The sequence below is a fragment of the Lachnoclostridium sp. An76 genome, from assembly GCF_002161355.1.
Classification (GTDB): Bacteria; Bacillota; Clostridia; order Lachnospirales; family Lachnospiraceae; genus Mediterraneibacter; species Mediterraneibacter caccavium.
Genome location: NZ_NFHL01000002.1, coordinates 568724 through 594178, shown reverse-complemented (window position 1 = coordinate 594178; position 25455 = coordinate 568724). Strand labels below are relative to the sequence as shown.

The window sequence follows — 25455 nt, the reverse complement described above, 5'->3', positions numbered from 1 at the left end:
AAGGAGGGCTTCCTGACAAAGTATGCCTACACAAAGCAGGGGGACCTGTCCCGGATCCAGTACGCGGACGGGCGGGAAGTGAAGCTGTCCTACAACCCGCTGCGCCAGCTGATCCTTGTGCAGGACTGGCTGGGGGAGACGAAGATCACGCCGGACGCCCTGGGACGGGCGAAAGCCGTACAGTACCCGGACGGCAGGGAAGTATCCTATACCTATGGAAAGAGCGGGGAGCGGACAGGCATCACCTACCCGGATGGAAGGACCGTATCCTACGGATACGATGAACAGGTAAGGCTTTCTGAGATGAGGGAAGGGGACCGGGTCATCACCTACACTTATGACGCCTTTGGAAGGCTGGCGGAGAAGAAGTTCCCCAACGGGACAGAGAGCGCTTATACCTATGACAGCAAAGGCCAGCTGACGGAGCTGGTGCACCGGGACAGGGAAGGAGTGTCAGACCGGTATACGTATCTGTATGACCTGACAGGGAACAAGACCGGGATCACGAAGGAGAGAAGAGGACTGGAGGAAGAGAGCGGGGCCTATGCATACGGATATGACGCTTTGGGACGGCTTTCCCAGATCCAAAAAGACGGGAAACTCCAGACCCGGTATGGGTATGACGCTTTCGGGAACCGCGTCCTGAAAGAGGACCGTGCAGGGCGGACAACTTACCGCCACAATGCCCTGAACCAGCTGATCACAGAGATCCGGGAAGAGGGAAGCGCGGAGACGGCCATCCGGAAGGCATATCAGTATGACAAGCGTGGAAACCTGACCCGTATCACGGAGAACGGACAGATGGCACAGCAGTATGTGTACGGGGCGCTGAACCGGCTGGAGGAAGCTGTGAACGGAGCCGGGAAGGCAGCGAAGTACCAGTACAACGGGCTGGGACACCGGGTAGGGAAGGCGGAAGGAAGGCTGCCGGCAGACCAGACCGGGAAGCTGGATCCGCAGAGCCGGATCGACCGGGAGATCGGGAACCTGACCCAGATCCATTACACCATCGACCTGACAAGGGAGTACCACAACCTGCTGGAGAAAGTCGAGGGAGAGAAAAAGCAGACGTACTTTTGGGATGGGAATGTGGCATCCTACGAAGAGAATGGAAGACAGAGCTATTACCTGCAGGATGAGCTGGGAAGCCCGCTGAGGATTGCAGACGAGAGTGGGACGATACGGGAATCCTATGGATACGGAGCTTTTGGAGAGGACCTGTATGGGAACCAGGGGGGGATGCAGCCGTTTGGGTATACGGGGTATCAGAGAGATAAGGTGGCTGGGACTTACTATGCTCAAAAGCGAGAATATCAGACAGACATAGGGAAATTTGTAGAACAGGATTTAATTATGGGTACTATGGGTATACCAATTAGTATGAATCGCTATAATTATTGCTTTGATTCTCCATTAATCTTAGTAGACATGAATGGTTCATGGCCGCAATGGATAGAGGATATTAAAAATACTGCAAATGCCGGAATAGAAAAGCTTAAGGATGTATGGCACAGGATAGATGAAAGTGTAATACATAAATATATTATAGGAAACGATATTACAGTATATAAAACCAATCTATACGGTGGCACTTATGAAGTAACAGCGCATGAAGGAGGAAACATATTCGTATTTAAAATGAATGGAGAGTTAGAGAAAACGGGGTGGACTCTAAATTTTGGAGGGATTATTCCTAATTTGAATCTTTCTTTATCGGGTCAAAATCTAGATATTTCTACTTGGAAATTAATATCAGGAGTACAATATACAAATGCTAATACAGGTATTTCTGTGTCTGGAGGCTCGTATATTGATAAGACAGGCTTGGCAATACAAACTGGAGCTAGTGGTACGTCTGGTAATATGCCTTTTGAATTACCTGATGGAATAGTAGTGACAAATTATGCAAAATTGAATTGGTCATATACTTTGGAAAGCCATATTATGAATTGGAAACAAATGGGTGAAGGGGTACTGTCTTTAGCTGCCATAATCGGGATTATATTATTTATAGCAGATAATGCATTTGGCATAGGAGTTGTTGATGATTGGGCCTTAGTACCGTTGTTTGGATATGTGGCAAGTAAATTTCCAGCTTTAGGAGAGATATTGCAGAGCTTATTCCCTAAATTAGCAGAAATGTGTTTCGCATGATTAAGGAGAGACTGAGATGAAGAAAATATTAAAATGTATGGAGAGACTGAGATGAAGAAAATATTAAAATGTATAATGCTGATAATAACCTTAGTTATAGCTGGATTTTTATTATTGGTTATGATTGGCTTTTTTGGGGGCGATGATACAAAAAATAGTGATAATGTTTACTTTTATGAACCAGAAAAGAAAAAGCAATATGTTCCCTCGGATATTTTAAATCCTGGAGTTCTGAAAGTCGATGAAGAAAATATTCCTGATAAAGAATACTCTGATACATTAGAACTGGCAATGAAGAACCCAGATATTGATATTTCACCGGAAGACGATTATATGAGAAATATGGACAAGATAATAAAGGAATTTAAAAGTGACAGGTATATTGCTGTTTATTTTATATCAGAAAAGGGGGAAACAGAGGCGGCTACAACATTTGCCAAGTTTAAAATTAAAGAGATTGATGGAAAAGAAAAATATGTATTTTTAACAAAGGTATCGAGTAAATCTACAAAAGACGCAAAAAGCGGAATAAAGACAAGTAAAGGGATCGCGCTTCAACTTGGTCTGAGCGACGCGCTGCAGGATTTAAATGTGAATCCGGGGAATAGATTTGTCTATGGAGTAGTACCGGATGATAGTGTTTATAGTTTAAAAGTCGAAGGGCAGGAGCCTGACGAGATTGTTCACTTCACAATGTTAGGGAAAGATTATTATTTATGGTATTATTTAAATCTTAACAGTGACTATTCAGGAGATACATTATCATACGAAATAAAAGAGTAATCAGAAGTCTTGATATATGATTTACAAAGGATTATATAGAAGTTAAGATTTTCATACAAAGATTATACAGAGAAGTAGGGTAGATATACTTATTTGTATAACCTGACAGGGAACAAGACCGGGATCACGAAGGAGAGAAGAGGGCTGGAGGCAGAGAGCGGAGTCTATGCGTACGGATATGACGCTTTGGGACGGCTTTCCCAGATCTAAAAAGACGGGAAACTCCAGACCCGGTATGGGTATGACGCCTTCGGGAACCAGGTCCTGAAAGAGGACCGTGCAGGGCGGACAACCTACTGCTATAATGCCCTGAACCAGCTGACCACAGAGATCCGGGAAGAGGGAAGCGCAGAGACGGTTCTCCGAAAGGCATATCAGTATGATAAGAGAGGAAACCTGACCCGCATCACGGAGAACGGGCAGATGACACAGCAGTATGTGTACGGGGCGCTGAACCGCCTGGAGGAAGCCGTGAACGGAGCCGGGAAGGCAGCAAAGTACCAGTACAACGGACTGGGGCACCGGGTAGGGAAGGCGGAAGGAAGGCTGCCGGCAGACCAGACCGGGAAGCTGGATCCGCAGAGTCGGATCGACCGGGAGATCGGGAACCTGACCCAGATCCGCTATACCATTGACCTGACAAGGGAGTACCACAACCTGTTGGAGAAAACTGAAGGAGAGAAAAGGTAGATCTATTTCTGGGATGGAAATGTGGCATCCTACGAAGAGAATGGAAGACAGAGGTATTACCTGCAGGATGAGCTGGGAAGCCCAATCCGAATCGAGGATGAGACGGGAGCAGTAAGGGAGAGTTACGGCTATGGAGCCTTTGGAGAGGACCTGTATGGGAACCAGGGGGAGATGCAGCCGTTTGGGTATACGGGGTATCAGAGAGATAAGGTGGCTGGGACTTACTATGCTCAGGCGAGGGAGTATCAGGCAGATGCGGGGAGATTTCTGGGAAGAGATATCATAAAAGGGAGTGTGCAATATCCGTTTTCTCTGAATAATTATACTTATTGCTATAGTATACCTGTATTGATGGTGGATTTAAATGGTAAACAACCGACAAAAAAGTGTTCCGGAGAATGTAAGGAATTAGGGATACCACAGTCAGATTATCACGAATGCAGCAGAGTAAGCGATGATATATTTTTTTATAATGATGGATTTGAGAATGAGGTAAAAGGGCCATCAATAGATAAAGAAGGTTTAAACATAGTCAGCATTTCAGGTGGAATGATAAAGCAAGGGTGGCAAGATGATAAAGATTTATTGCAATGGAACATAGAAACAAACGCAATATCAGGAGATATCAAATTAGGAGTTTCGGAAGAATATATAGGAATAAAAGCAGAAGGAAGTCTGATAAAAGAAGATGTTGGTGTGAGGGTCGCAAGATTATTCGGAAAAGATATATATATTGGCGCTTCTTTAACACTCTTTGGCGGTGGGATAGAAGCAGGATATGATCCTGATGAAAATAAATTTCGAATAGGTGCTTCTGCTATTATCGGTGGGGGAGTATGGTTTCAGACCAGAGATGTAGAATGTGATAAATGAGTTTTTCAAGAATAATAGGAAGGAGAAAATGAGTGAATAGTAAAAGGATATATATTAAAGCAGGAGTATTTATTACCTTTTTATTACTTCCGTTATCTTTCGTAAAAATAGTTGCTGATATGGGAAAGACAGCGGTAATGGATGGCATTCTCGCAATTATCATATTGTTTATAGCTGGATTTATACTTGCTCTGCTATATAACAAAATTTTTAAAAGAATATATAATGTAGTTAAGCCGAAAAAAACAGAAATAGTCGAAAATTTAGGTTTAATACTATTAATATTATTCAATATCATACTATTTGTACGAGGGTTCATAAGTAATGATTATATTACGGAATATTTAATGCAGTGTGGAACGACAGGGATTTTAACGGGGTTTTATTTTGTTCAGTGCAAAAAAGGCAAGGATTTAAAGTGAGCCTGTTGCTATTTTTAACCACAATTAATGCAAAAGTGACTTTTACCCGGAAATATCACAGTAAGAGGCGACAGCGGAAATATGCCGCTTCCATTGCCAGATGGAACTGAAATTGAGGATTATGCAAATATTGCATGGAGTTATTCGTCAGATATATATCGCAAACTGGAAACAGGTTTTTGAAGCAGTAAGCGTAGTGGCGGCAGTTGCACTGTTGGCGATACTGGCGGCGGATGACAGCACGGGAATTGGCGTCATAGACGATCCGCTTATTGGCCCAGTAGTAGCATATATAGCTAAGGTTGCCCCGAGTCTGTATCAATTTTTTGTTGATTTGGCGCCTAAAATAGCAACGTGTGGAGGTTAGGAAATGAAAACAGCTGGGAAAGTAATTCTGGGGATATTTATAGGCATAATTCTTCTATTTATAATCATGATTGGAGTGGGAGTACTGGTAGATTTAGGAATATTAAAATCCAGTCCTGATGAACCGCCGGAGATAAGGGTTGAGTATAAATCGCAGGCTATAGGTGAACCGATAGATGAAGATTCCATACCGGACTCAGAATATTATCCTTCGCCGGAGCAGGCGATGAAAAACAGCAGCTTTCAGGTTGAGCCGGAAGAAGTGTATCAGAAAAATATGGATGAGGTTATTGCAAAATTTGAAAACGATAAATATGCTTCTGTATATTTTAAATCCGTCAAAGATAAAAATACAGAATGCCTGACGTTTGCTAAATTTAAAAAGAAAGTAATTGATGGGGAAGAAAGATATACATATATAACAGGTTTTCCAACAGAGACAGAAAGGGATGGCTTTACAATAGGGACACTGGAGTCTCTGGTTCAAGGTCAACTGGCACTAAGCGCCTTCACCCAGAGTGTTAACATCGATCCGGAGAATACCAGATTTGTCTGGGGGGACTGTAATTCAAAAGAGATTTATAAATTAAAGATAGAAGGACAGAAACCGTCAGGAATCATACCGTATGAGTCTTTCGGAGAAAAATGGTACTTCTGGTATTATGAAAATCTGGAAAGTGACATTGCAGGAAGTCAGCTACAATTTACTTTAGATTAAATGTTTTTAGTTAGCAGATTGAGTGACAGCAGGATGCATGTAACCAGCCGGCAGACATTCGCCTATATGGGAAATTCATGGAGAAAAACCATGCATTTGCGAATGCTGTAGAACGGAACCGGACCTGCCAGGTGACCCGGTACCTCCGGGACCTGAAAGGGCAGGTGACAGAAGTCATCGACGCCCTGGGACAGAGGGAGCAGTATGCCTATGACGGGAAAGGACAGCTCCTGTCGAAGCTTGATAAGGAGGGCTTCCTGACAAAGTATGGCTACACAAAGCAGGGGGACCTGTCCCGGATCCAGTACGCGGACGGGCGGGAAGTGAAGCTGTCCTACAACCCGCTGCGCCAGCTGATCCTTGTGCAGGACTGGCTGGGAGAGACGAAGATCACGCCGGACGCCCTGGGACGGGCGAAAGCCGTACAGTACCCGGACGGCAGGGAAGTATCCTATACCTATGGAAAGAGCGGGGAGCGGACAGGCATCACCTACCCGGATGGAAGGACCGTATCCTACGGATACGATGAACAGGCAAGGCTTTCTGAGATGAGGGAAGGGGACCGGGTCATCACCTACGCTTATGATGCCTTTGGAAGACTGGCGCAGAAGAAGCTCCCCAACGGGACAGAGAGCGCTTATACCTACGACAGCAAAGGCCAGCTGACGGAGCTGGTGCACAGGGACAGGGAAGGAGTTTCAGACCGGTATACGTATCTGTATGACCTGACAGGGAACAAGACCGGGATCACGAAGGAGAGAAGAGGCCTGGAGGCAGAGAGCGGAGCCTATGCATACGGATATGACGCTTTGGGACGGCTTTCCCAGATCCAAAAAGACGGGAAACTCCAGACCCGGTATGGGTATGACGCTTTCGGGAACCGCGTCCTGAAAGAGGACCGTGCAGGGCGGACAACTTACCGCCACAATGCCCTGAACCAGCTGATCACAGAACTCCGGGAAGGCACCGATCCGGTAAATAAGAGTTTTGCCTATGATAAGCGTGGAAACCTGACCCGCATCACGGAGAACGGACAGATGGCACAGCAGTATGTGTACGGGGCGCTGAACCGCCTGGAGGAAGCTGTGAACGGAGCCGGGAAGGCAGCGAAGTACCAGTACAACGGGCTGGGGCACCGGGTAGGGAAGCTGGAAGGGACACTGTCCAAAGAGCAGTTAGAAGGACTGGATCCCCGGAACGGAATCAAAGCGGGGACGGAGATCGGGAACTGGAACCAGATCCGCTATACCATTGACCTGACAAGGGAGTACCACAACCTGCTGGAGAAAACCGAGGGAGAGAAAAGGCAGACGTACTTTTGGGATGGGAACGTGGCATCCTATGAAGAGAATGGAAGACAGAGCTATTACCTGCAGGATGAGCTGGGAAGCCCGATCCGAATCGAGGATGAGACGGGAGCAGTAAGGGAAAGTTACGGCTACGGAGCATTTGGAGAGGACTTGTATGGAAACCAGGGGGAGATGCAGCCGTTTGGGTATACGGGGTATCAGAGAGATAAGGTGGCTGGGACGTACTATGCTCAGGCGAGGGAGTATCAGGCGGATGCGGGGAGATTTAGCAGTCAGGACATAATAGGCGGATTTTCCGAGAATCCTGAAACCCTTAATCGCTATAGCTATTGCTGGAATAATTCTTTGCTATATATAGATAATGATGGTGAGTTCCCTACTATTGCAATTGGGGCAATTGTTGGCGGCCTTGTCGGGGGTGCAGGATCTATCATTACGGATATTGTAAGTGGAGAAAAAATAGATTGGAAAAGGGCTGGAAAGAATGCTTTTAAGGGTGCTGTGACAGGAGCGCTGGTGGGCTCCGGAGTTGGTATAGGAACAGTAATTGCATCAGGAACAATTTCATCGGGTATAAGCACAATTTCTGCAGTTGTGAGAGGCGAGAGCGTGCAAGATGTGTTAAAAAGTACTTATGATGGATTTGTGGATGGTGCGATGTGGGGTGGGATAATGGCAGGTGGTTCTAAAATCGCCAGTCATGGTATGCATAAACTGGCAGAAAAAGGCGTGGGAAGAGCGGGCGTAAAACAGATTGGAAAAGTAAAGATATTATCCCCCAATCGTTTAAAAAATCCTAATGGGGGTGGAACTTTGATAAAATTTGGGAAAAATATTCGAATTGATGTTGAGTTAGGAGAACTTTTGCATTGCCATTTTATCGGTAAGAATGGATTAAAATATTTAGAAAAAATACTACATAGTGAGAGGTTATTGCATTATGCAGAACATTTCCCGCTTGGTATCGTATTGACAGGCATATTATCTGGGGTGGATCAATCACCATCTCAAATGTTGGAACAATGGATAGAAAGTTTAGAAGATGAGGAATGTATATGAAACTTTTGGAATGGATAAAAGAAATGATGAGAGTTAAAAAGGTGAAGATTAAAAAATACTCTGATGGGATAGGGCATATCGACTTCTGGGCTGAAATTACCATTGATAATACAGTGAGATTGTGCAATGAGCTTATGAAGACTTCACATCTCCATATCATTGCTGATGATATCTATAAATCATCTATATATGATAAGTGGCTAAATGCTGAGGAACAAGAAAGAATAAAAAAATATCAGGGGATGGTAGATAGCATTTATTTCTATGTGGAACATGGGAAACTGGCAAAAATATTGGATGATTTAATGAAAGCGGATGCCAAAGGGATAGCCATAATTGAAAGTGAAGAAGATGAAACTTTTTTCAGGAAATTTATTGATAAGCGAATTAGCACAAATAGTTGTCTTAAAGATGGGAAATTTAAATCAGTGTTCTATTTGGATATAGAAAACCATCCATTTGATATAACATTTGCCTTTAATTTAAATTATCACATACCTGGACTGGAAGGGAAGTACTATATTCTTCCTTCTAAATTTGAATAATACTTTATATTGCCACAATGCCTTAAACCAGCTGGTGGCGGAGACAAGAGATGGGATGGAAAAGACCTATCGGTATGACAGGCGTGGGAACCTGACCTTCATCATGTGTTTATGATACACTAAATTTACCGAAAAAAAGCGTCAGAATTCCCTGAAAAAAGCAAGGGAAATTCCCTAAATAAAGCGGGACATATTGATTCCCCTTTACATTATATTTATCCTTTATCTAAGCACCACCAAAGATAAAGGAGGAAAGGAAGATGCTCACTATGTCCCAAATCAATCATATCAAAGACTTGAGCAATTGTGGATACCGGATCAGTGAAATCTCTAAAAAAACAGGTGCTGATCCCAAAACGATACGCAAGTATCTTGCGCAGGATGATTTCTCACCGCAGCCACCCGTTATCCAGGAGAAGCCATCCAAACTGGATCCCTTCAAGCCCATCATCCAGGAGTGGCTGGACGAAGACAAGAAACATTGGCGAAAGCAGCACCATACCGCTCAGAGAGTCTATGAGCGTCTCGTGGAGGAACATGGCTATACCGGGAGTTACAGCATTGTCCAACGCTACATGAAGAAATGCCGTTCCATCCAAACGGAGAAAGCAAACCTGGAACTGATCTGGGATCCCGGACCTGCACAAGTTGATTTTGGGGAAGCTGACTTTTATGAGGCCGGGAAGCTCTGCCGCAAGAAATATCTGACCGTGTCGTTCCCTTACAGCAATGATGGATACAGCCAGGTATTCGGCGGAGAAACTGCGGAGTGTGTCTGCCAGGGCCTGCAGGATATCTTTGAATTTATCGGCGGCGTACCGCCGTTACTGATCTTTGACAATGCAACCGGTGTCGGGCGGCGGATTGGCGATGCGATCCATGAATCAGAACTTTTCTCCCGTTTCCGAGCCCATTATCACTTCCGGGTGCGCTTCTGCAACCCCTATTCCGGCTGGGAAAAAGGGAATGTGGAGCGCAAGGTTGATTATAACCGTGCGAACCTGTTTGTTCCGGTCCCGCATTTCAATGAGATAGAGAAGTACAACCGGAAGCTGCTTGCCCGCCATGAAAAGAAAGCTTCCGAACTCCATTATAAGAAACAGATCCCTATCCGGGAATTGTTTGAAGAAGACAGGAAAGCCCTCCTGATGCTGCCGCCAAAACGGTTCGATGTCTGCCGATATGAATGGCTGAAAGCGGATGGTTTCGGCAAAGTCTGTATGGATGGAAAGCATTTCTATTCTACCAGGCCGGAAAACGCAAACAAACAGGTGCTGGTGGGAATTCGTGCCCATACCGTTGACATTCTTACAGAAGGCGGACAGGTCGTCACGACTCACCGGCGCGCTTACGGAGATAACCGCACGGATATCAGCGATTACAGTACCACGCTGGCTGTCCTGATGAAAAACTCCGGAGCATGGGGAAACAGCGGGCTGCGCCGCGAAACACCGGATGCTTTAAGGGCTTACATGGATGCCCAGCCGAAAGAGAAACTGAAGGACTGCCTCCGGATCATGAATGAGCTGACCAGCCAGTACGGCTTTCAAGCAGCGGCCAGCGCTATGGAGATGGCCTGTACAAGAGGCAGTATTAACATCTGTGATGCTTCCGTGCTTGCCGCAAGGATTACCGGATATGGCATTTATACACCGCCGGAGGCAGGCCCATCCCTTGCAGTATATGATGATATGTTTCTGAAGGAAGGAGACACTGTTTCATGATGACACCGAAGATGAAAGAGGATTTCTGTACACAGATCCTTGGAGCAAGCCGGCAGCTCTTCCTTTCGGGCAGGATTTCAGAGATCTGCCGGGAAAAAGGGACGCAGAAGCAGCTGGAGTTTATTCTGGAACTGCTGCAGGCGGAATTGACTCTCCGGGATGAAAACCGACGAAAACGTCTGATTAAACGGGCCGGGTTCCCAACCTATAAGACCTTTGAGGGGTACAGCTATCACTGCGTAAAATTTCCCCCTGCATTCAGCAGGGAGGAACTGGAAACCCTTGAGTTTGTCCCGGGGAAAAAGAATCTTGTGCTTTACGGTCCAGTGGGCATCGGTAAAACCCATATGGCAATCGCAGCCGGCGTAAAGGCCTGCAATCTCGGTTACAAGACGAAGTTTTATACCGTAACAGAACTTGTGCTGAGGCTTGCGGAATCGCGGAAAAACGGGACGCTGGAGCGCCTTCTGCGGGATCTCCGCAGCCTTGACCTGCTCATACTGGATGAATGGGGATATGTACCAGTCGATAAGGACGGATCCCAGCTGCTGTTCCGTGTTATATCTGACAGCTATGAGAGCAAGAGCCTGATCCTGACAACCAATCTGGAATTCTCAAAATGGGGAGGGATCTTTACGGATGACCAGATGGCCGCTGCAATGATCGACCGGCTTGTCCATCACGGACATTTATTGATCTTCGAGGGGAAAAGCTACCGAATGGAGCACGCCCTCATGCGCAGGGATGCATAATGCCCGCTGAAGGCAGGGAAAATCCCTTGCTGAAAAAAGGGAATTCCGACGCTTTTTTCAGGGAAAAGTACTTGACAAAAAACAATCATGAAGAACGGACAGACCATACAGCAGTATGCGTACGGTGCGCTGATCCGTCTGGAGGAAGCGATAGGCCAGGCAGGAAAGGCGCGAAGTACCAGTACAACGGACTGGCAAAGAGGCAGGAGCCATAAGAAAAGAGCAACTGAATTAATTGAACCCGCAAGGTCGGATTGATGTGGAGATTGGAAATATCAGTCAGATCCGTTATACCATTGACCTGACAAAACAGTACCACAACCTGCTCGTGAGGGAAGAAGAGCAAAGAACCCAGACGTACTTCTGGGATGGAAATGTGACATCCTATGAAGAGAATGGAAGACAGAGCTACTACTTGCAGGATGAGCTGGGAAGTCCGCTGAGGATCGAGGATGAGAGTGGTGCAACAAAAGAAAGCTATGGATACGGAGCGTTTGGAGAGGACCTGTATGGGAACCAGGGAGAGATGCAGCCCTTTGGGTATACGGGATACCAGATGGACACAGTGGCTGGGACTTACTATGCACAGGCCAGGGAATATCAGGCTGATGTAGCAAGATTTCAGGCGAGAGATGTTATAAAGGGACAGACATCATATCCCCTTACGATAAATGAATACATATATTGTGGCAATATGCCCTTCTATTATTATGACCCAAATGGACTATTCTGGCACATTGTATGCGGTGCAGTTGTTGGGGCGGTGGCCAATACAGTAATTAATGTAGGTACAAGCCTGTTAAGTGGTAAAAAGATAACAGTGAGTACAGTTGTTTCTTCGATTATGGGAGGTGTTGTTGCAGGAGGTGTCACAGCAGCAACCGGAAATGTAACTCTTGGGTCAGTGGCAGGAGGAGCCGTAGAAACAATAACAAAAGGCGTCATAACCGGAGATTCTATTCAAAACATTGTTCAGGATGTTGCAGTTGGAGCGGTTGCTGATGTTGCATTTTCGAAGGCTGGAAAGTTTTTAAAGAATACTTCTAAGGTTCAACAGGTAACGGATTATGCCAAAGGGACTAAGGTTGGGAATAAAATATTTACTCATAATGCGGACTATGAAAGTGAGATCAAACGTCTGAGAGAGATTTGGAAAAAAACCGGCAAAACGGTCAAGCCCAAATTTAAAACCTATGTGGACGGTTTTGTAGGGGTAACAGGAACGGAATTAATAGATAAAGTGGCAGATATGAATGGAAGCTTTACGCCGGGAATGGACCTGAAAAAAGAACTTAAAAATATCCTGAATTCTGTCTATGACAAAGGAGAAGAATGGGCGGAAGAGAGCCGGGAGATGCAGCAGTATACACAGCAGGCGTTAACGCGTATTTTAAAAAACATCACGAATGAGGAAATTGCAACTGTGATGTGTGTAGAATAGGAGGAACAAAAATATGACTTTTTTACGGGCAATTATTGTGGCATTTATTGTAGTCGGAGTATTGGATCTGTTAACGAAGAGAACTCTAAAAAAGACAGATTCGTTAGATAAATTTATTGTAAGAGCGCCGATTGACTTTGCGGCATTGGGAGCAATTGGCATGGCACTTGTTATCGGTGTATTAATATATGGGGAAATAGAGGGTGAAGTTATGCTCTTAGTGATTATGATTGTATTTAACATTGTTATAGTGCTCCCAAGTGCTCTACTAATGATTGCACCGATTAAAGGTGTCTGGGATGTAATTGTAGACGATGATGACATTACAGTAGTAAAAGCTTTTGTTTACAGAAGACACTGGAAATTCTCCAAAATTACATATGGGAAAATGGGCAGAGGAGGAATGAAGGTGTATGTAGAAGGGCGGAAAAGAAAGGCCTTCTTCGTGGATGGAATGTGTGAGCACTATTCAAACTTTGAAGAGCGCATGAAAGCGGAAGGAAAAGAAATCATATATCCTGAAGGTATGGAGCCATATCAGGACGATGAATCAAATCAAGATGAGGAATTAGATCAAGATTAAACAAGACCTTATGAGAAGTAAACAAGACCGGGATCACAAAAGAGAGAAGATAGCTTCCGGAAGAGAGCGGAGCTTATACATACGGATATGATGCGCTGGGACGGCTGTCCGAGATCCAAAAGGACGGACAGATGCAGATCCGGTACGGTTATGATGCCTTTGGCAACCGGATCCTGAAAGAGGAGGGAACCACACGGACAACCTACCGTCACAATGCACTGAACCAGTTGATCGCAGAGAACCGGGAAGGAATGGAAAAGTCCTATGGTTATGACCGGAGGGGAAATCTGACCCGCATCATAGAGAACGGTCAGACCACACACCAGTATGTGTATGGAACACTGAACCGCCTGGAGATGGCCGTGGACCAGGCCGGAAAGGCAGCAAGGTATGCGTACAATGGGCTGGGACACCGGGTAGGCAAGCAGGAAGGAAGTATCAGAAAAGAGCAGCTGGATCAACTGAACCCGCAGAACCGGATCGATGTAGGGATTGGAAATATCAGTCAGATCCGTTATACTATTGACCTGACAAAACAGTACCACAACCTGCTCATGAGGGAAGAAGAGCAAAGGACACAGACTTATTTCTGGGATGGAAATGTGACGTTCTATGAAGAGAATGGAAGGCAGAGCTACTACTTACAGGATGAGCTGGGAAGTCCGCTGAGGATTGAGGACGAGCTGGGTGCAACAAAAGAGAGCTATGGATACGGAGCCTTTGGAGAGGATTTGTATGGGAACCAGGGAGAGATGCAGCCCTTTGGGTATACAGGGTATCAGATGGATAGCATAGCAGGGACATACTTTGCTCAGGCGAGGGAGTATCAGCCTGATTTAGGGCGATTTATAGCTCAGGATAAGGAAAAAGGGGTTAATGTCCACCCGCTTAGTTTTGACTTATATTTGTATTGCATTCAAAATCCATTAAAATTTATAGATTTAAATGGAAAGAGAGCTGAAACTAGAAATATATGGTCACTAAAAAGTGATGCACAAGGCAGGGAAATTTTGTGGCACTATCTATTTGGAGAAGGGGAAACATTGAGATATACGAATGGAGATTGGGGAGAATATATGATGGATAACACTTATCTTAGAGATAAAACAGCTGAAATTGTTCTTCCTATGGCAGACGATGTGGAACCAGGCACCATAAAAACAATTTCGCTAAATACTTCCATGACAATTCAAAATGGAGAAGATATAATAGGGTATCAATATCTCCATGGAACAAATGAAAATGTAGGAGGTTACCAAATTCAAGGGGAAATTGAAAAGAAAACTGATGGGACAATAATTTATAGAATGTCATACACATGGAATGATATAATGGATCCCAATTTTATGTATGAAAGCGACAGCAAAAAAGCGAAATTGGCTAATATAATATCTTTTGGGAGAGCTGAAAGTTATAATATCCACATTACATGGACAGATGAAACTATTATATGTTCTGAAAAAAATGAGGGGTGGTTAGCGATTGAAAATAACTTGACCGACTGTGAAGAATAGGAGGAGAAAATGAAGAGAATGCAGGGAATCATTTTGACTTTAGTTATTTTAGTTTTATGCATAGCTGGAGTAGCCTTAATCATTGTCACTATTCCAAACAAAGATGTTATTATTCTAGATGACAAAAGTTTCCTGGAAGATGTTGCAATAAGTGAGGATAACATAACAATTAGTTGTATTATCAGTATTGAGAATAAAAGTGAATCCATTAAAACTGTCAGTATAGATGGGAAATTGCAAGAAATTGTAAAAAATGCAGTGTTGAAAGACGCAACAGTGAGAGGAAAATTTGCATTAGACAATTCGGAGGAAATAGTTATTGCACCTAAAGAAATTATAAAAAATGTTAGAATAATTTTTGAAACCACATATTCTGGAGAAATTCAACTTAAAAATCGAGAATTACCCAAGATGGAAGTAATGTATGTAGAGTAGTTACAATAAATCATGAAAATGCTTTACGAACAGGCAGGTACGCAGACATCTTAAAAAAGGATTTACGTTGCCCTATCTCAAATTCTGGAACATTGTATATATATGAAGTATGGGAAGGGGATAAAGGAAATGATGAACCTGACCCGTATTACAGAGAACGGGTAGATGACACAGCAGTATGTGTAGGGCGCTGAACCGTCTGGAGGAAGCGGTAGACCAGGCAGAAAAGGCAGCAAAGTACCAGTACAACGGACTGGGACACCGGGGAGGAAAGCTGGAAGGAAGCCCCATAAGGATCGAGGATGATACAGGCCGGACAAGAGAGAGCTATGGATACGGAGCCTTTGGAGAAGATTTGTATGGGAACCAGGGAGAGATGCAGCCCTTTGGGTATACGGGATACCAGATGGACGCAGTGGCTGGGACTTACTATGCACAGGCGAGGGAGTATCGGGCGGAGAGAGGGAGATTTAACAGCCAAGATATAATAGGTGGATTTATTCTGTTTCCGGATACATTGAATCGCTATGCTTATTGCTGGAATGCGCCGATAGATTATGTGGATAATGATGGAGAGTTCCCGACAATTGCAATAGGTGCGTTAATAGGAGGAGTGGTCGGAGGAATAGGTTCGATTATTTCTGACGTAGCAAAAGGGAAGAAAATTAACTGGGGAATTAGTATCAGATGTTTTTTCAGGGAAAACATCCACGTTTGCAGCTGTGATGTGTATAGAATAGTAGGAGGAACAGAGATGGCTTTTTTACGAGCGATTATTGTGGCATTTATCGTAACTGGAGTGTTAGATCTGATAACTAAGAGAACTTCAAAAAAGACAGATTCGATAGATAAATTTGTTGTAAGAGCGCCGATTGATTTTGCGGCATTGGGAGCGATTGGCATGGTCGTAGTTATTGGGATATTAATATTTTGTGAAATAGATGGCACAGTTATACCAGAACTAGTAATGGTGATATTTTTTATGGTTGGAATATTCCCCGGATTTTTACTGATGATCGCACCGATTAAAGGTGTCTGGGATGTGATTGTAGACGATGATGATATTACAGTAGTAAAAGCCTTTGTTTACAGAAGACACTGGAAATTCTCCAAAATCACATATGGAAAGATGAAAAGAGGCGGAATGAAGGTGTATGTGGAAGGCAGAACCAGGAAAGCATTTTTTGTAGACGCCATGTGTGAGCATTTTTCCAATTTTATGGAGAGGATGGAAAAAGAGGGAAAGGAAGTCATATATCCGGAAGGCATGGAGCCGTATACAGAGGAAGAGATGGATGTAGAGGAAGAACAGGCGGAAGATTAAGATGGGGAGAAGCTGAATTTTAGGTTGACCTGTCATGGAGATGACGGTAAGATTGAGTTGAGCGCGCAGCAGTGATCATATGCAAAGGCCTGTGACAGGCAATGACGGCTCTGTCAGTTGTAAGGCCTGAGGTGCGGGGAATGAGGGAAAAGAGGACAAGATGGAAAAGAACAGTACTCATATTACAACATATCAAAGGAAACCGCAGATCTGGATCGGGACAGAGTCGGCACCGTTTCCTTATGATCTTACATGGAAATATCCGCTTCAGGTGTGCCTGGACAGAGACCTGCTGTTTTTCAGGCGGGAGGGTGAGATAAAAGTTTTATATAACGGCACAGATGCGGGGACGGATCCGATCACTGTCCAAAACGGGGATGAGCTCCAGGTCGAAGATCTCAGGATCACTTTCTTTAAGGACAGGCTGGAGGTGATCGCGGAGAGTGGCAGCTTTCAGACAACGCTCCTGCCAGAGCATGGAGAGGAAGCATATTTTGAAGGGTTCCCTGTCTATAAACGCTCGCCTCGGATGACGTATCAGATCCAGGAAGAGGAAGTCGTGATCAAAGCTCCGCCGAGGAAAAAAGAGATGTCAAAAAGCAGTCTGGCCCAGCTGATCATACCACCGGTCTGCATGATGGCCCTGACGGTCGCCATGGGGATCTTTATGAAAAGAGGGCCATATATGTATATGACGGCAGGGATGACAGCGATCACTCTGATCTTTTCCATCCAGAGGTTTATCAGCGAACGCCGCAGCGTGAGACAGGATAACCGGGAACGGGCGGTTATGTATGATGAATATCTTTTGAAAAAGCGTAAAGAGATCCGGAAGCTGAGAGGGAAGGAGCGGGAGGCGGTCCGCTATCAGAATCCCACGCTCCCTATGCTTCAGGACATGGTGCTGGAATACAGCAGCCGGATTTATGAAAGGTCAGTCCTGGATGATGATTTCCTGAAAGTGAATCTGGGTTACAGGAGCGGAAAGTCCAGGATCAACGTAACGTATGAGGAGAAAGAACTGGATCTTACCAGGGATGAACTGATCGAAAGGGCGAAGAAAATACCGGAGGAATTTAAAGAGATTGATGGTATCCCGGTGGAGATCGATCTGAAGAGATCCCATCTTGGCCTGGTGGGAAACAAGAGGAACATCCATGAACAGCTGAAATATATGATGGCACAGCTTACCTTTTTCCACAGTTACCATGACCTGCAGATTGTTTTCATACACAGCGGAGCCTACAGGGAGGACTTCCGATATATGCGCTGGTATCCTCATCTCAGGCTGAGCTTCATCAATGTAGTTGGAGAAATCTGCTCGGAGCAGATCCGGGATCAGATCCTTGGAAGCGTTCAGCAGGTTTTAAAGGAAAGAAAGCTGAAGCAGGAAGAGGAGAAGAAGGCAAATGTCTTTCTGCCGCAATTTCTGTTTGTGATCGATGAGCCGAAACTGATCTTAAATCATGCCATTATGGAATATCTGCAGAGCAGGGAGATGGGCCTGGGATTCAGTATTATCTATACAACGGACCAGAGCTCGAACCTGCCGGAGAATGTACGGACGATCTGTATCCTTGACAATTCTGAAGAAGCCCGTCTGCTTCTGGAAGAAGGGGAAAGAAAAAATATCCGGTTTGACGTACAGCATACATACGGAATACAGCTGGAGCGCATGGCAAGGGCGCTCAGCCCGCTGGTCCATGAACTGGGGATCGTATCCAGGGTGCCGGAAAAGCTGACCTTTTTCCAGATGTACCAGGCGGAAAGTCCGGAAGAGCTGCAGCCGGAGCAGCGCTGGCAAGAGCATAACGCCTATAAAAGCCTTGCTGTACCCATCGGGGCGAAGGCTGAAAATGAATATACAGAGCTGGACCTGCATGAGAAAGCCCACGGACCGCACGGCCTGATCGCGGGCACGACAGGCTCCGGTAAATCAGAGACGATCCAGACATATATCCTGTCCCTGGCTGTGAATTTTCATCCCCACGAGGTGGGATTTCTGCTGATCGATTATAAGGGAGGCGGGATGGCAAACCTGTTTGCGCATCTGCCCCATCTGTTAGGGACGATCACAAACCTGGACAAGTCAGAGAGCATGAGGGCCATGGTTTCCATCAAAGCAGAGCTGGCCCGCAGGCAGCGGATCTTCGGTGAATATGGCGTGAACCATATTAATGATTACCAGAAATTATTCCGTCTGGGGAAAGCGGAAGAACCGCTTCCGCATCTGTTTATCATAAGCGATGAGTTTGCCGAGCTGAAAAAAGAGCAGCCGGAATTTATGGCGGAGCTTGATTCGGCATCCCGCATCGGGAGAAGCCTCGGCGTGCATCTGATCCTGGCGACACAGAAGCCGTCCGGTGTGGTAGACGATCAGATCTGGAGTAATTCCAGATTCCGCCTCTGCCTGAAGGTACAGAGCGCGTCAGACAGCAAGGAGATGCTCCACACAGCGGATGCGGCCAACATTACCCAGACCGGGCGGGGATATCTGCAGGTGGGAAATAATGAAATCTATGAGCTGTTCCAGTCAGCATGGAGCGGCGCCGCTTTCGGCACGAAGGAAGAACAGAAGGAAGAAGATGACAGAGTCTATCTCCTGAACGAGCTGGGGCAGGGAGAGGCGCTGAATAAGGACTTCAGCGGAAATGCGGAGAGCAGGCAGATAAAGAAAACCCAGCTGGATGTGACCGTGGAATATCTGGCGGAACTATATGCGCGGGAGCAGTGTGTGCCGGTGAAGAAAACCTGGCTGCCTTCTCTGCCATACCAGATCGTTTCCCCGCATCTGAAGTCAGTTGGGGACAGCGCGGCATTTGAAAAACTGGACCTGAAGCTTGGAGTAGGATTTATGGACGTTCCGGAGGAACAGGCGCAGAGGGAGTATCTTCTGGATCTGGAGAAAAACGGGCATCTCCTGTACCTTTCTTCCAGCGGCTGCGGCAAAACCATGTTCCTGACCCAGGTCATTTTGGGATTGTCTGCTAAAAATGCAGTGAAGAACCTGAATTTTTATATCCTTGATCTCGGGAACAGCGGAATGATACCTCTGAGGCAGCTCCCTCATGTGGCGGATTATATGAATTTTGACCATGCAGAGAAGATCACAAAATTTCAGAAGCTGATCCTGGATGAGATGCAGGAGAGAAAGAGAAAGCTGGCACGGGCCATGGTGCAGAATTTTTCGGTATACAATGAGACGCAGCCAGACACATTGAAGGCGATCGTGATCGCTGTGGACCAGTATGAAGTGATCAAAGAGCTGGAAGACAGTGTGGAAACCTTTCTCCAGAAAATCTCAAGAGACGGGGCGGGCTTAGGAATCTATCTCCTTGTCACTACTTCCCGGGACAGCGCGATGCGCAATGCGACGAGGAATAACTTTAAGGTGAGGATCGGTGGATTTAATTTTGATGAGAGCGAGCTGTCATCATTCATTGGACGAAGCCAGTACAAACTGCCGGAAGAGCACAAAGGCAGGGCGCTGGTAAAAACAGATGGGATCCATGTGATGCAGCTGTATACTCCTGTAGATTTTGAGTCAGAGAAGGAGTATGATCAGAAGCTGAAAGAGCTGATCTCACGGATCTGTGAGCTTTCTACAGAAGAAAAGGCAAAAGAGATCCCCGTTATGCCGGAAGAACTTACGTTGGATATGCTGAGCTCTTATCCGGGGTACGAGAGTACCAGGACTAAGGTGCCGGTGGGAATTGATACATCCAGTCTGCAGGCTTATTATCTCCCGATGGAAACCTCTCCTGCGTTTGTTATCGGTGGGGTGAAAACCGGGAAAACAAATGTGATCAGGAATATGCTGGAGCTGATTCGCGGAGAAGTCACTTATCTTTTTGACAGTAAGAATCATGACCTTGCCTCTTATCAGTCAAGGGATAAGCTTGTATATGCCGGAGATAAAGCGTCTGCTGCCGAGGCACTTGGAAAGATAAGCGAAGAAGTTTCCAGAAGAAAAGAAGGATATGAGGAGGCAAAATTAGACCAGATGGATCTTACGGCGGCAGAATTTATGAAGTCACTTCCCCCGGTGTATGTGATGATCGATATGCTGCAGGACCTCTACGAAAATATAGGCGAAGACAACAGCCTGATCGATATCCTGGAAGAGGCAGTGCGGTATGGGATCTATATACTGGTGACATCAGAGATGAAAGTCAAGAAGATGACCAGAAGCAAATTTATCGATATGCTGATCGCAAGCAGGGAAGCACTGATCCTTGGGAATATCAGAGAACAGCTTTTATTCAGTTACACGGGGATCCGGGAGGAGAACAGGAAGGTGGAGTTTGGTTATTACCACAATGCAGGCGTAAGCAGAAAAGTAAAGCTGATCATGCATAAGGGAAAGCAAAATTATTGTAGATTGCCTGTTCCTTAAAAGTCAAGAACAGGAAGAGGGGAGAGCGCAGAAACTGAGGATAGTGACATGTTTTCAGGAAAAGTATCATTCAAAGGTTGGGAATCGGACGACTATAATAATGATTCCAGAAAGAAGAATGAAATACAATAAAAATCTGAAAATCTGCAATAGAGATGGGACAGTTTATTGCATATGAAAGAATATATAGCAGATCAAAAAACAGGAAAAGCACTATACAAACGGACTAAGAAACTGTACAAGCGATACAAATATGGAATGCTCGTTATGGCGCTCATCTTGCTCATTATGATCGTATCTAATGTAGACAAATGAGGCTGTTTTAATGCCAGTAAATCAGGGGAACGGATTGTTGGTATTTAAATTTGTGTTTGGATTATAGTTGCGCTGATTATTTTAGGTTCTATAGTTTTTCAGGATAATTTATTTTTAGAATTATCTTGGACTTCAAGATTTTACCTGTTCATCTTAGTGATAGGTGTCACACTTTATGGCGGACAAAATATGAATACTCAAAATGTACAAAATGGAGCCCTAAATGTAGTCGAGATTAACAATGATACTCATGAACGTTAAGGTCGCCCGGATGCAAAGGTATCTCTGTTTGTAGGAATCTTATGTTATTTTAGAGGAGCCGGATTGGCAGTCTAGGCGATTATGACACACGGAATTCAAACGGAGATGTCATCCATATAGGAGACGAAGATTTTACAGTCAGCATCGGATAACGGATCTGAGAATACGATGGGAAAAAGGAGAAAAATGAAGAACTGTCGGAAAAAACATGGTACAATATAAATAATTTACAGAATCATGGAGGAAAAAACTATGAAAACAAGGACAAAAAAACTGGCGGCAATGGGAATGGCAGCAGTGATGGCTGCGGCACTGTTATCAGGGTGCGGCGGGCGGACAAAGGCAACGCCGGAGAATCTGCTCAGAGACATGACAGAGAAGGCGGAGAAAGTGGAGTCGACTGTGATGAATTTAAAATTCAATATCAATCTGAGCGCCGGGGGAGAAGAGCTCGCTGTGACCATGGATATGGATATGGAGGCAACTACGGAACCGGAGGCTTCCCATGGAAAAGGAGAGGTCAGCTTTGATATAGCCGGGAGCAGCATGAGTACAGAAATGGAAATATATTCTGTAAAAGAAGACGATCAGTATGTGACCTATACGATGATGGAAGGCGAGTGGACAAAGGAAGCGGCTGGCGAAGAGGAAACTCTGGGCGATATCGAAGGGATGACCGGGGATATCGAGGACTATGCAGATAAGTTCAAGCTGGAAGAAGACCTGGCAGAGATCAACGGAGAGGATTGTTTTGAACTGACCGGTGAGCTTGACGGGGATATCTTCTCAGAGATGATCCAGTCTGATATGTTGGATTCATTCTCAGGCTACGGGCTCGATGAGGAAACTATATCCGAAATGGTGTTCCCATGTACGATCGATATTTATAAGGATACGATCCTGCCGGCGCGGATCATGTTTGACCTGACAGATACATTTGAGTCTATGATGGAAGATGCCGGTGTTGCAGCATCTGACTGTTATATGGAGATGACGTTCATGGAATACGACAGCGTGGATGACATCGTTGTTCCTGATGAGGCACTCGAAGCAGAAGAGGGCTCCGGCCTTCTGGATGATTTCAGCGATGACGGCGATTCTGTGAAACCGGCGGAACCGGCAGAGCAGAGCGCTGACCTCGGATCCGACTGGGAGAGCTATACCGTGCAGATCAATGACACAGTAGTCACGCTGCCATGTACGTTAGCTGACCTTGAGGCAACGGGGGTAACTCTGGACCGGGAGTATACTCCGGAAGATTACGTGGTAAATGCAGGCGAGTATGAGCTGGCATGGTTTATGGATGCCAACGGCAATGAGCTCATGATAGATATGATCAACAATACAGACGGACCTATTGAACTGAAGGACTGTCTGGTGGGAGGCATTACAGTGTATTCCTATGATGTTGAAGACGGCAGCCTGACAGTGATCTTCCCGGGCGGTATCCAGATCGGGACTGCGCAGGAAGACGTCCTTGCCGCATACGGAGAGCCGGATGACACTTATGAGGATGCAGAGTACGGAAACAGCTATTACTGGTATGCGGAGGACAGCTTCTATAACGGCTGTACGATCGATACGGAAGCTGGCACAGGACTTGTGGAGTCTATGAGCCTTAACTGCATGGAGTAGATCACAGGAGGGAAAAAATGTTTTGCAGATTTTGTGGCAAAGAGATACCGGAAGGGGGAAGGTTCTGCCCGGGCTGCGGGAAAGAAGCTGATACAGCGGCAGAATTCCAGGCACAAACCACCGCGGAAAGAATGCCGGCAGCGGTTCCTGTGGATCCTGCGAAGAATTACCGTATGGCATGGTTTAAGTTTATTATTTATTTCCAGCTGTTTGCAAATGCTGTGGTCATGGTCTTCAATGCCGCGTCAGGCATATTCGGGCTGGCATATGGTGACGATGCAGGACTTATCTACGGGTTCTGCCCGATGCTGAAAGCAGTGGATGTCATATATGGCATCATATGTCTTGCTTTTGCCGTGACAGCGGTGCTGATCCGCCAGAGACTGGCACATTACAGAAAAAATGCTCCTGTGCTGTATCTTGGATATGTTGGCATAGTAATGGCGTCAGGACTGATCTATACTTTTGCCGGGCTGGCAGCTCTCGGGGCAGTCTCTGCGTCTGTAATGGATGCAGGCGCCTCAGGAATAGTGGGGAATGTCCTTGGGACAGTGATCGGAGCGGCTGTATTTTTCCCGCTGAATTACATTTATTTTAACAAAAGGAAAGAACTGTTCATAAATTAAACAGTTTTTTGATGATGAGGTCATCGGACCTGGCCCGCCGGCTGTTGATTTATAACAGCCGGCGCTTTTTATGGATCCGCCGGAGATTTTGTTATCAGAAGCGATCCAGAAGAAATCCAGAAGCGATCCAGAAGTAATGGATGAAATGAATGAAAGATAAGGAGAGGATCCCATGATTGTGAAAAAGTTATTGAATAGTTCGAAGTTATTGAATAGTTCGATAACAGCGTTTGCAGTGTCCGCTGCCGTGATACTTGCGTGCAGCGCCTGCGCGTACATTCCGGCACCAGATCCGGCCGAAGACCCGGATGCCGGAAAAACACTGCCGGAAACAACAGAAGAGATCGTCATACCGGCCTCTATATTCCGGTTTACCAATACGGATATCGAGGACAACATGGATGATTTCAGAGATTACTGTACCGGCGTAAGGCGGGACGGGGACGATCTGATCCTGGAAGTGACTCCGTCTCAGAAAGATGACCTTATAGAGATGTACGCCGGCTCTATTGATGATGTGCTGGAAGATCTGGCGGAAGAAGAGCAGGGATATTATGTGGAGGCAGACAAAGACCACAGCCGGTTCGTATATCATTATGATGAGGATATCGACGGGATCCTGGAGGCAAAGATGCTTTTGGCGATCACAGCCTCAGACGTCCTGACCGGGATCGTGGAAACCGGCGATCCTGACTGGAATGTCCGGGCAAAGATCGTGAACTGCCATACAGGCCTGACTGTCGGCGAAGGGACATTACCGGACGGGAGCATTGCCTTCGGGACGGATGAATGGCAGGCAAGCTATGACGACGGCGCATGGCTCAAAGCCAGGCAGGAAGAGGTTATGGCTATGACAGGTCTTACCGGGCCTTATGAGAGACTGACCGATACCCAGAAAGGTGTTGTTGCCGCTGTCGGGCAGATGTTGGACTGGATCGAAGGGAAATATGAGCAGCAATTCCACTATATATCCTACGCGCCGGGGGACGCCATCGAGCAGGAGCACCTGAAGGTGTATCCCGAGCAGGGCAGTGAAGCGGATGTTGTGACAGTGTACCGCACTTATGAAAATGGCATGTACAGGTATGAAGACGATTACGGGGCGATCCTGATGCGCCCCGCCTATGAAGAGCAGGTCCGCACATTCGCGGAGCAGTATCTTCCTTCCGATGGGATAAAGATCTACACGGAGATAAAGAACAGCGGCAGCGGCGGCACGGCAGAGGGAGAGCCGGCCCTGAACGAGGTTTCCGCCGTAACGTATATTTTTATGGACGACGGCCTGTGTTCAGGACAGTATGAGGCATTTCTGGAGGCAGTGCCGGACTGGCTTACAGAGAACTGTCAGGGCGTGCCGGCAGGGATCTATCTGCGGATGGCAGAGCCCGGAGCATGGCAGCAGATCGACAGATCCGATTATGAAGATAAGCTCAGGGAAGATATCTATACAAGGGAGGCGGAGTGCGCGATCTCCGGGAGCGGGAAAGTGACAGTGTACTGAAATACCGGGAAAAAAGATGTGGTGGCAG

General features: G+C 45.9%; 20 protein-coding genes. All 20 read left to right on the top strand.

Features of this window, described 5'->3' with window-relative positions:
• Nucleotides 1–2154: RHS repeat domain-containing protein (locus B5G27_RS06785; protein ID WP_143449657.1), on the top strand; the 2154-nt coding region annotated here is incomplete at its 5' end.
• 51 nt (nt 2155–2205) lie between these two features.
• Nucleotides 2206–2937 carry a hypothetical protein gene (locus B5G27_RS06780; RefSeq protein WP_143449656.1) on the top strand — a complete coding sequence of 244 codons (732 nt, stop codon included), beginning with the start codon at nt 2206–2208 and terminating at the stop codon, nt 2935–2937.
• A gap of 423 nt (nt 2938–3360) precedes the next feature.
• On the top strand, nt 3361–3627 hold the full coding sequence (locus tag B5G27_RS17045) for a hypothetical protein (protein WP_087178137.1): 267 nt from the start codon (nt 3361–3363) through the stop codon (nt 3625–3627).
• Nucleotides 3628–3648: 21 nt separating this feature from the next.
• Complete coding sequence (locus B5G27_RS06770; protein WP_087178136.1) at nt 3649–4500, top strand: RHS repeat domain-containing protein; 852 nt, start codon at nt 3649–3651, stop codon at nt 4498–4500.
• Between the two features lie 32 nt (nt 4501–4532).
• Nucleotides 4533–4922, top strand: coding sequence for a hypothetical protein (locus B5G27_RS06765; protein ID WP_087178135.1), 390 nt, complete (start codon nt 4533–4535; stop codon nt 4920–4922).
• A gap of 100 nt (nt 4923–5022) precedes the next feature.
• On the top strand, nt 5023–5289 hold the full coding sequence (locus B5G27_RS15985) for a hypothetical protein (protein WP_087178134.1): 267 nt from the start codon (nt 5023–5025) through the stop codon (nt 5287–5289).
• 3 nt (nt 5290–5292) lie between these two features.
• Nucleotides 5293–6006: a hypothetical protein gene (locus tag B5G27_RS06755; protein WP_087178133.1), complete on the top strand. Its 714-nt coding sequence runs from the start codon at nt 5293–5295 to the stop codon at nt 6004–6006.
• Between the two features lie 77 nt (nt 6007–6083).
• Nucleotides 6084–8375, top strand: a complete 2292-nt coding sequence (locus tag B5G27_RS06750; protein WP_087178132.1) for an RHS repeat protein — start codon at nt 6084–6086, stop codon at nt 8373–8375.
• Nucleotides 8372–8920 carry a hypothetical protein gene (locus B5G27_RS06745; RefSeq protein WP_087178131.1) on the top strand — a complete coding sequence of 183 codons (549 nt, stop codon included), beginning with the start codon at nt 8372–8374 and terminating at the stop codon, nt 8918–8920. Before B5G27_RS06750 ends, B5G27_RS06745 begins: the two co-directional genes overlap by 4 nt.
• A 269-nt stretch (nt 8921–9189) precedes the next feature.
• Nucleotides 9190–10644, top strand: a complete 1455-nt coding sequence (gene istA, locus B5G27_RS06740) for an IS21 family transposase (protein ID WP_206608963.1) — start codon at nt 9190–9192, stop codon at nt 10642–10644.
• A complete protein-coding gene (istB, locus tag B5G27_RS06735; RefSeq protein ID WP_242958187.1) occupies nt 10641–11396 on the top strand; it encodes an IS21-like element helper ATPase IstB in 756 nt (251 codons plus the stop codon). Before istA ends, istB begins: the two co-directional genes overlap by 4 nt.
• Nucleotides 11397–11655: 259 nt before the next feature.
• Nucleotides 11656–12837 carry an RHS repeat domain-containing protein gene (locus tag B5G27_RS06730; RefSeq protein WP_087178130.1) on the top strand — a complete coding sequence of 394 codons (1182 nt, stop codon included), beginning with the start codon at nt 11656–11658 and terminating at the stop codon, nt 12835–12837.
• A 13-nt stretch (nt 12838–12850) separates the two neighbouring features.
• The gene (locus B5G27_RS06725; protein WP_087178129.1) at nt 12851–13420 is read left to right on the top strand and encodes a DUF6560 family protein; all 570 of its coding nucleotides are present in this window, start codon (nt 12851–12853) and stop codon (nt 13418–13420) included.
• Nucleotides 13421–13551: 131 nt separating this feature from the next.
• Complete coding sequence (locus tag B5G27_RS06720) at nt 13552–14934, top strand: RHS repeat domain-containing protein (RefSeq protein WP_087178128.1); 1383 nt, start codon at nt 13552–13554, stop codon at nt 14932–14934.
• Between the two features lie 9 nt (nt 14935–14943).
• On the top strand, nt 14944–15369 hold the full coding sequence (locus B5G27_RS06715) for a hypothetical protein (RefSeq protein ID WP_087178127.1): 426 nt from the start codon (nt 14944–14946) through the stop codon (nt 15367–15369).
• A gap of 178 nt (nt 15370–15547) precedes the next feature.
• Nucleotides 15548–16693 carry an RHS repeat-associated core domain-containing protein gene (locus B5G27_RS06710; protein ID WP_087178126.1) on the top strand — a complete coding sequence of 382 codons (1146 nt, stop codon included), beginning with the start codon at nt 15548–15550 and terminating at the stop codon, nt 16691–16693.
• A gap of 160 nt (nt 16694–16853) precedes the next feature.
• Complete coding sequence (essC, locus tag B5G27_RS06705) at nt 16854–21089, top strand: type VII secretion protein EssC (RefSeq protein WP_087178125.1); 4236 nt, start codon at nt 16854–16856, stop codon at nt 21087–21089.
• Between the two features lie 828 nt (nt 21090–21917).
• Nucleotides 21918–23300, top strand: a complete 1383-nt coding sequence (locus tag B5G27_RS06700) for a DUF6612 family protein (protein ID WP_087178124.1) — start codon at nt 21918–21920, stop codon at nt 23298–23300.
• A gap of 17 nt (nt 23301–23317) precedes the next feature.
• Nucleotides 23318–23926 carry a hypothetical protein gene (locus B5G27_RS06695; protein WP_087178123.1) on the top strand — a complete coding sequence of 203 codons (609 nt, stop codon included), beginning with the start codon at nt 23318–23320 and terminating at the stop codon, nt 23924–23926.
• A 172-nt stretch (nt 23927–24098) separates the two neighbouring features.
• Entirely contained in the window at nt 24099–25427 is a 1329-nt protein-coding gene (locus tag B5G27_RS06690; RefSeq protein WP_087178122.1) for a hypothetical protein, read from the top strand.
• Nucleotides 25428–25455: the final 28 nt, after the last annotated feature.

Bases quoted from the DNA above. Each gene is read 5' to 3' on its own strand.
- B5G27_RS06710 (WP_087178126.1), top strand. From the start codon at position 15,548: ATGTGTAGGGCGCTGAACCGTCTGGAGGAAGCGGTAGACCAGGCAGAA.
- istB (WP_242958187.1), top strand. From the start codon at position 10,641: ATGATGACACCGAAGATGAAAGAGGATTTCTGTACACAGATCCTTGGA.
- B5G27_RS06720 (WP_087178128.1), top strand. From the start codon at position 13,552: ATGCAGATCCGGTACGGTTATGATGCCTTTGGCAACCGGATCCTGAAA.
- B5G27_RS06690 (WP_087178122.1), top strand. From the start codon at position 24,099: ATGATTGTGAAAAAGTTATTGAATAGTTCGAAGTTATTGAATAGTTCG.
- B5G27_RS06695 (WP_087178123.1), top strand. From the start codon at position 23,318: ATGTTTTGCAGATTTTGTGGCAAAGAGATACCGGAAGGGGGAAGGTTC.
- B5G27_RS06750 (WP_087178132.1), top strand. From the start codon at position 6,084: ATGGAGAAAAACCATGCATTTGCGAATGCTGTAGAACGGAACCGGACC.
- B5G27_RS06725 (WP_087178129.1), top strand. From the start codon at position 12,851: ATGACTTTTTTACGGGCAATTATTGTGGCATTTATTGTAGTCGGAGTA.
- B5G27_RS06700 (WP_087178124.1), top strand. From the start codon at position 21,918: ATGAAAACAAGGACAAAAAAACTGGCGGCAATGGGAATGGCAGCAGTG.
- B5G27_RS06755 (WP_087178133.1), top strand. From the start codon at position 5,293: ATGAAAACAGCTGGGAAAGTAATTCTGGGGATATTTATAGGCATAATT.
- B5G27_RS15985 (WP_087178134.1), top strand. From the start codon at position 5,023: ATGGAACTGAAATTGAGGATTATGCAAATATTGCATGGAGTTATTCGT.
- B5G27_RS17045 (WP_087178137.1), top strand. From the start codon at position 3,361: ATGACACAGCAGTATGTGTACGGGGCGCTGAACCGCCTGGAGGAAGCC.
- istA (WP_206608963.1), top strand. From the start codon at position 9,190: ATGTCCCAAATCAATCATATCAAAGACTTGAGCAATTGTGGATACCGG.
- B5G27_RS06715 (WP_087178127.1), top strand. From the start codon at position 14,944: ATGAAGAGAATGCAGGGAATCATTTTGACTTTAGTTATTTTAGTTTTA.
- B5G27_RS06780 (WP_143449656.1), top strand. From the start codon at position 2,206: ATGAAGAAAATATTAAAATGTATAATGCTGATAATAACCTTAGTTATA.
- essC (WP_087178125.1), top strand. From the start codon at position 16,854: ATGGAAAAGAACAGTACTCATATTACAACATATCAAAGGAAACCGCAG.
- B5G27_RS06745 (WP_087178131.1), top strand. From the start codon at position 8,372: ATGAAACTTTTGGAATGGATAAAAGAAATGATGAGAGTTAAAAAGGTG.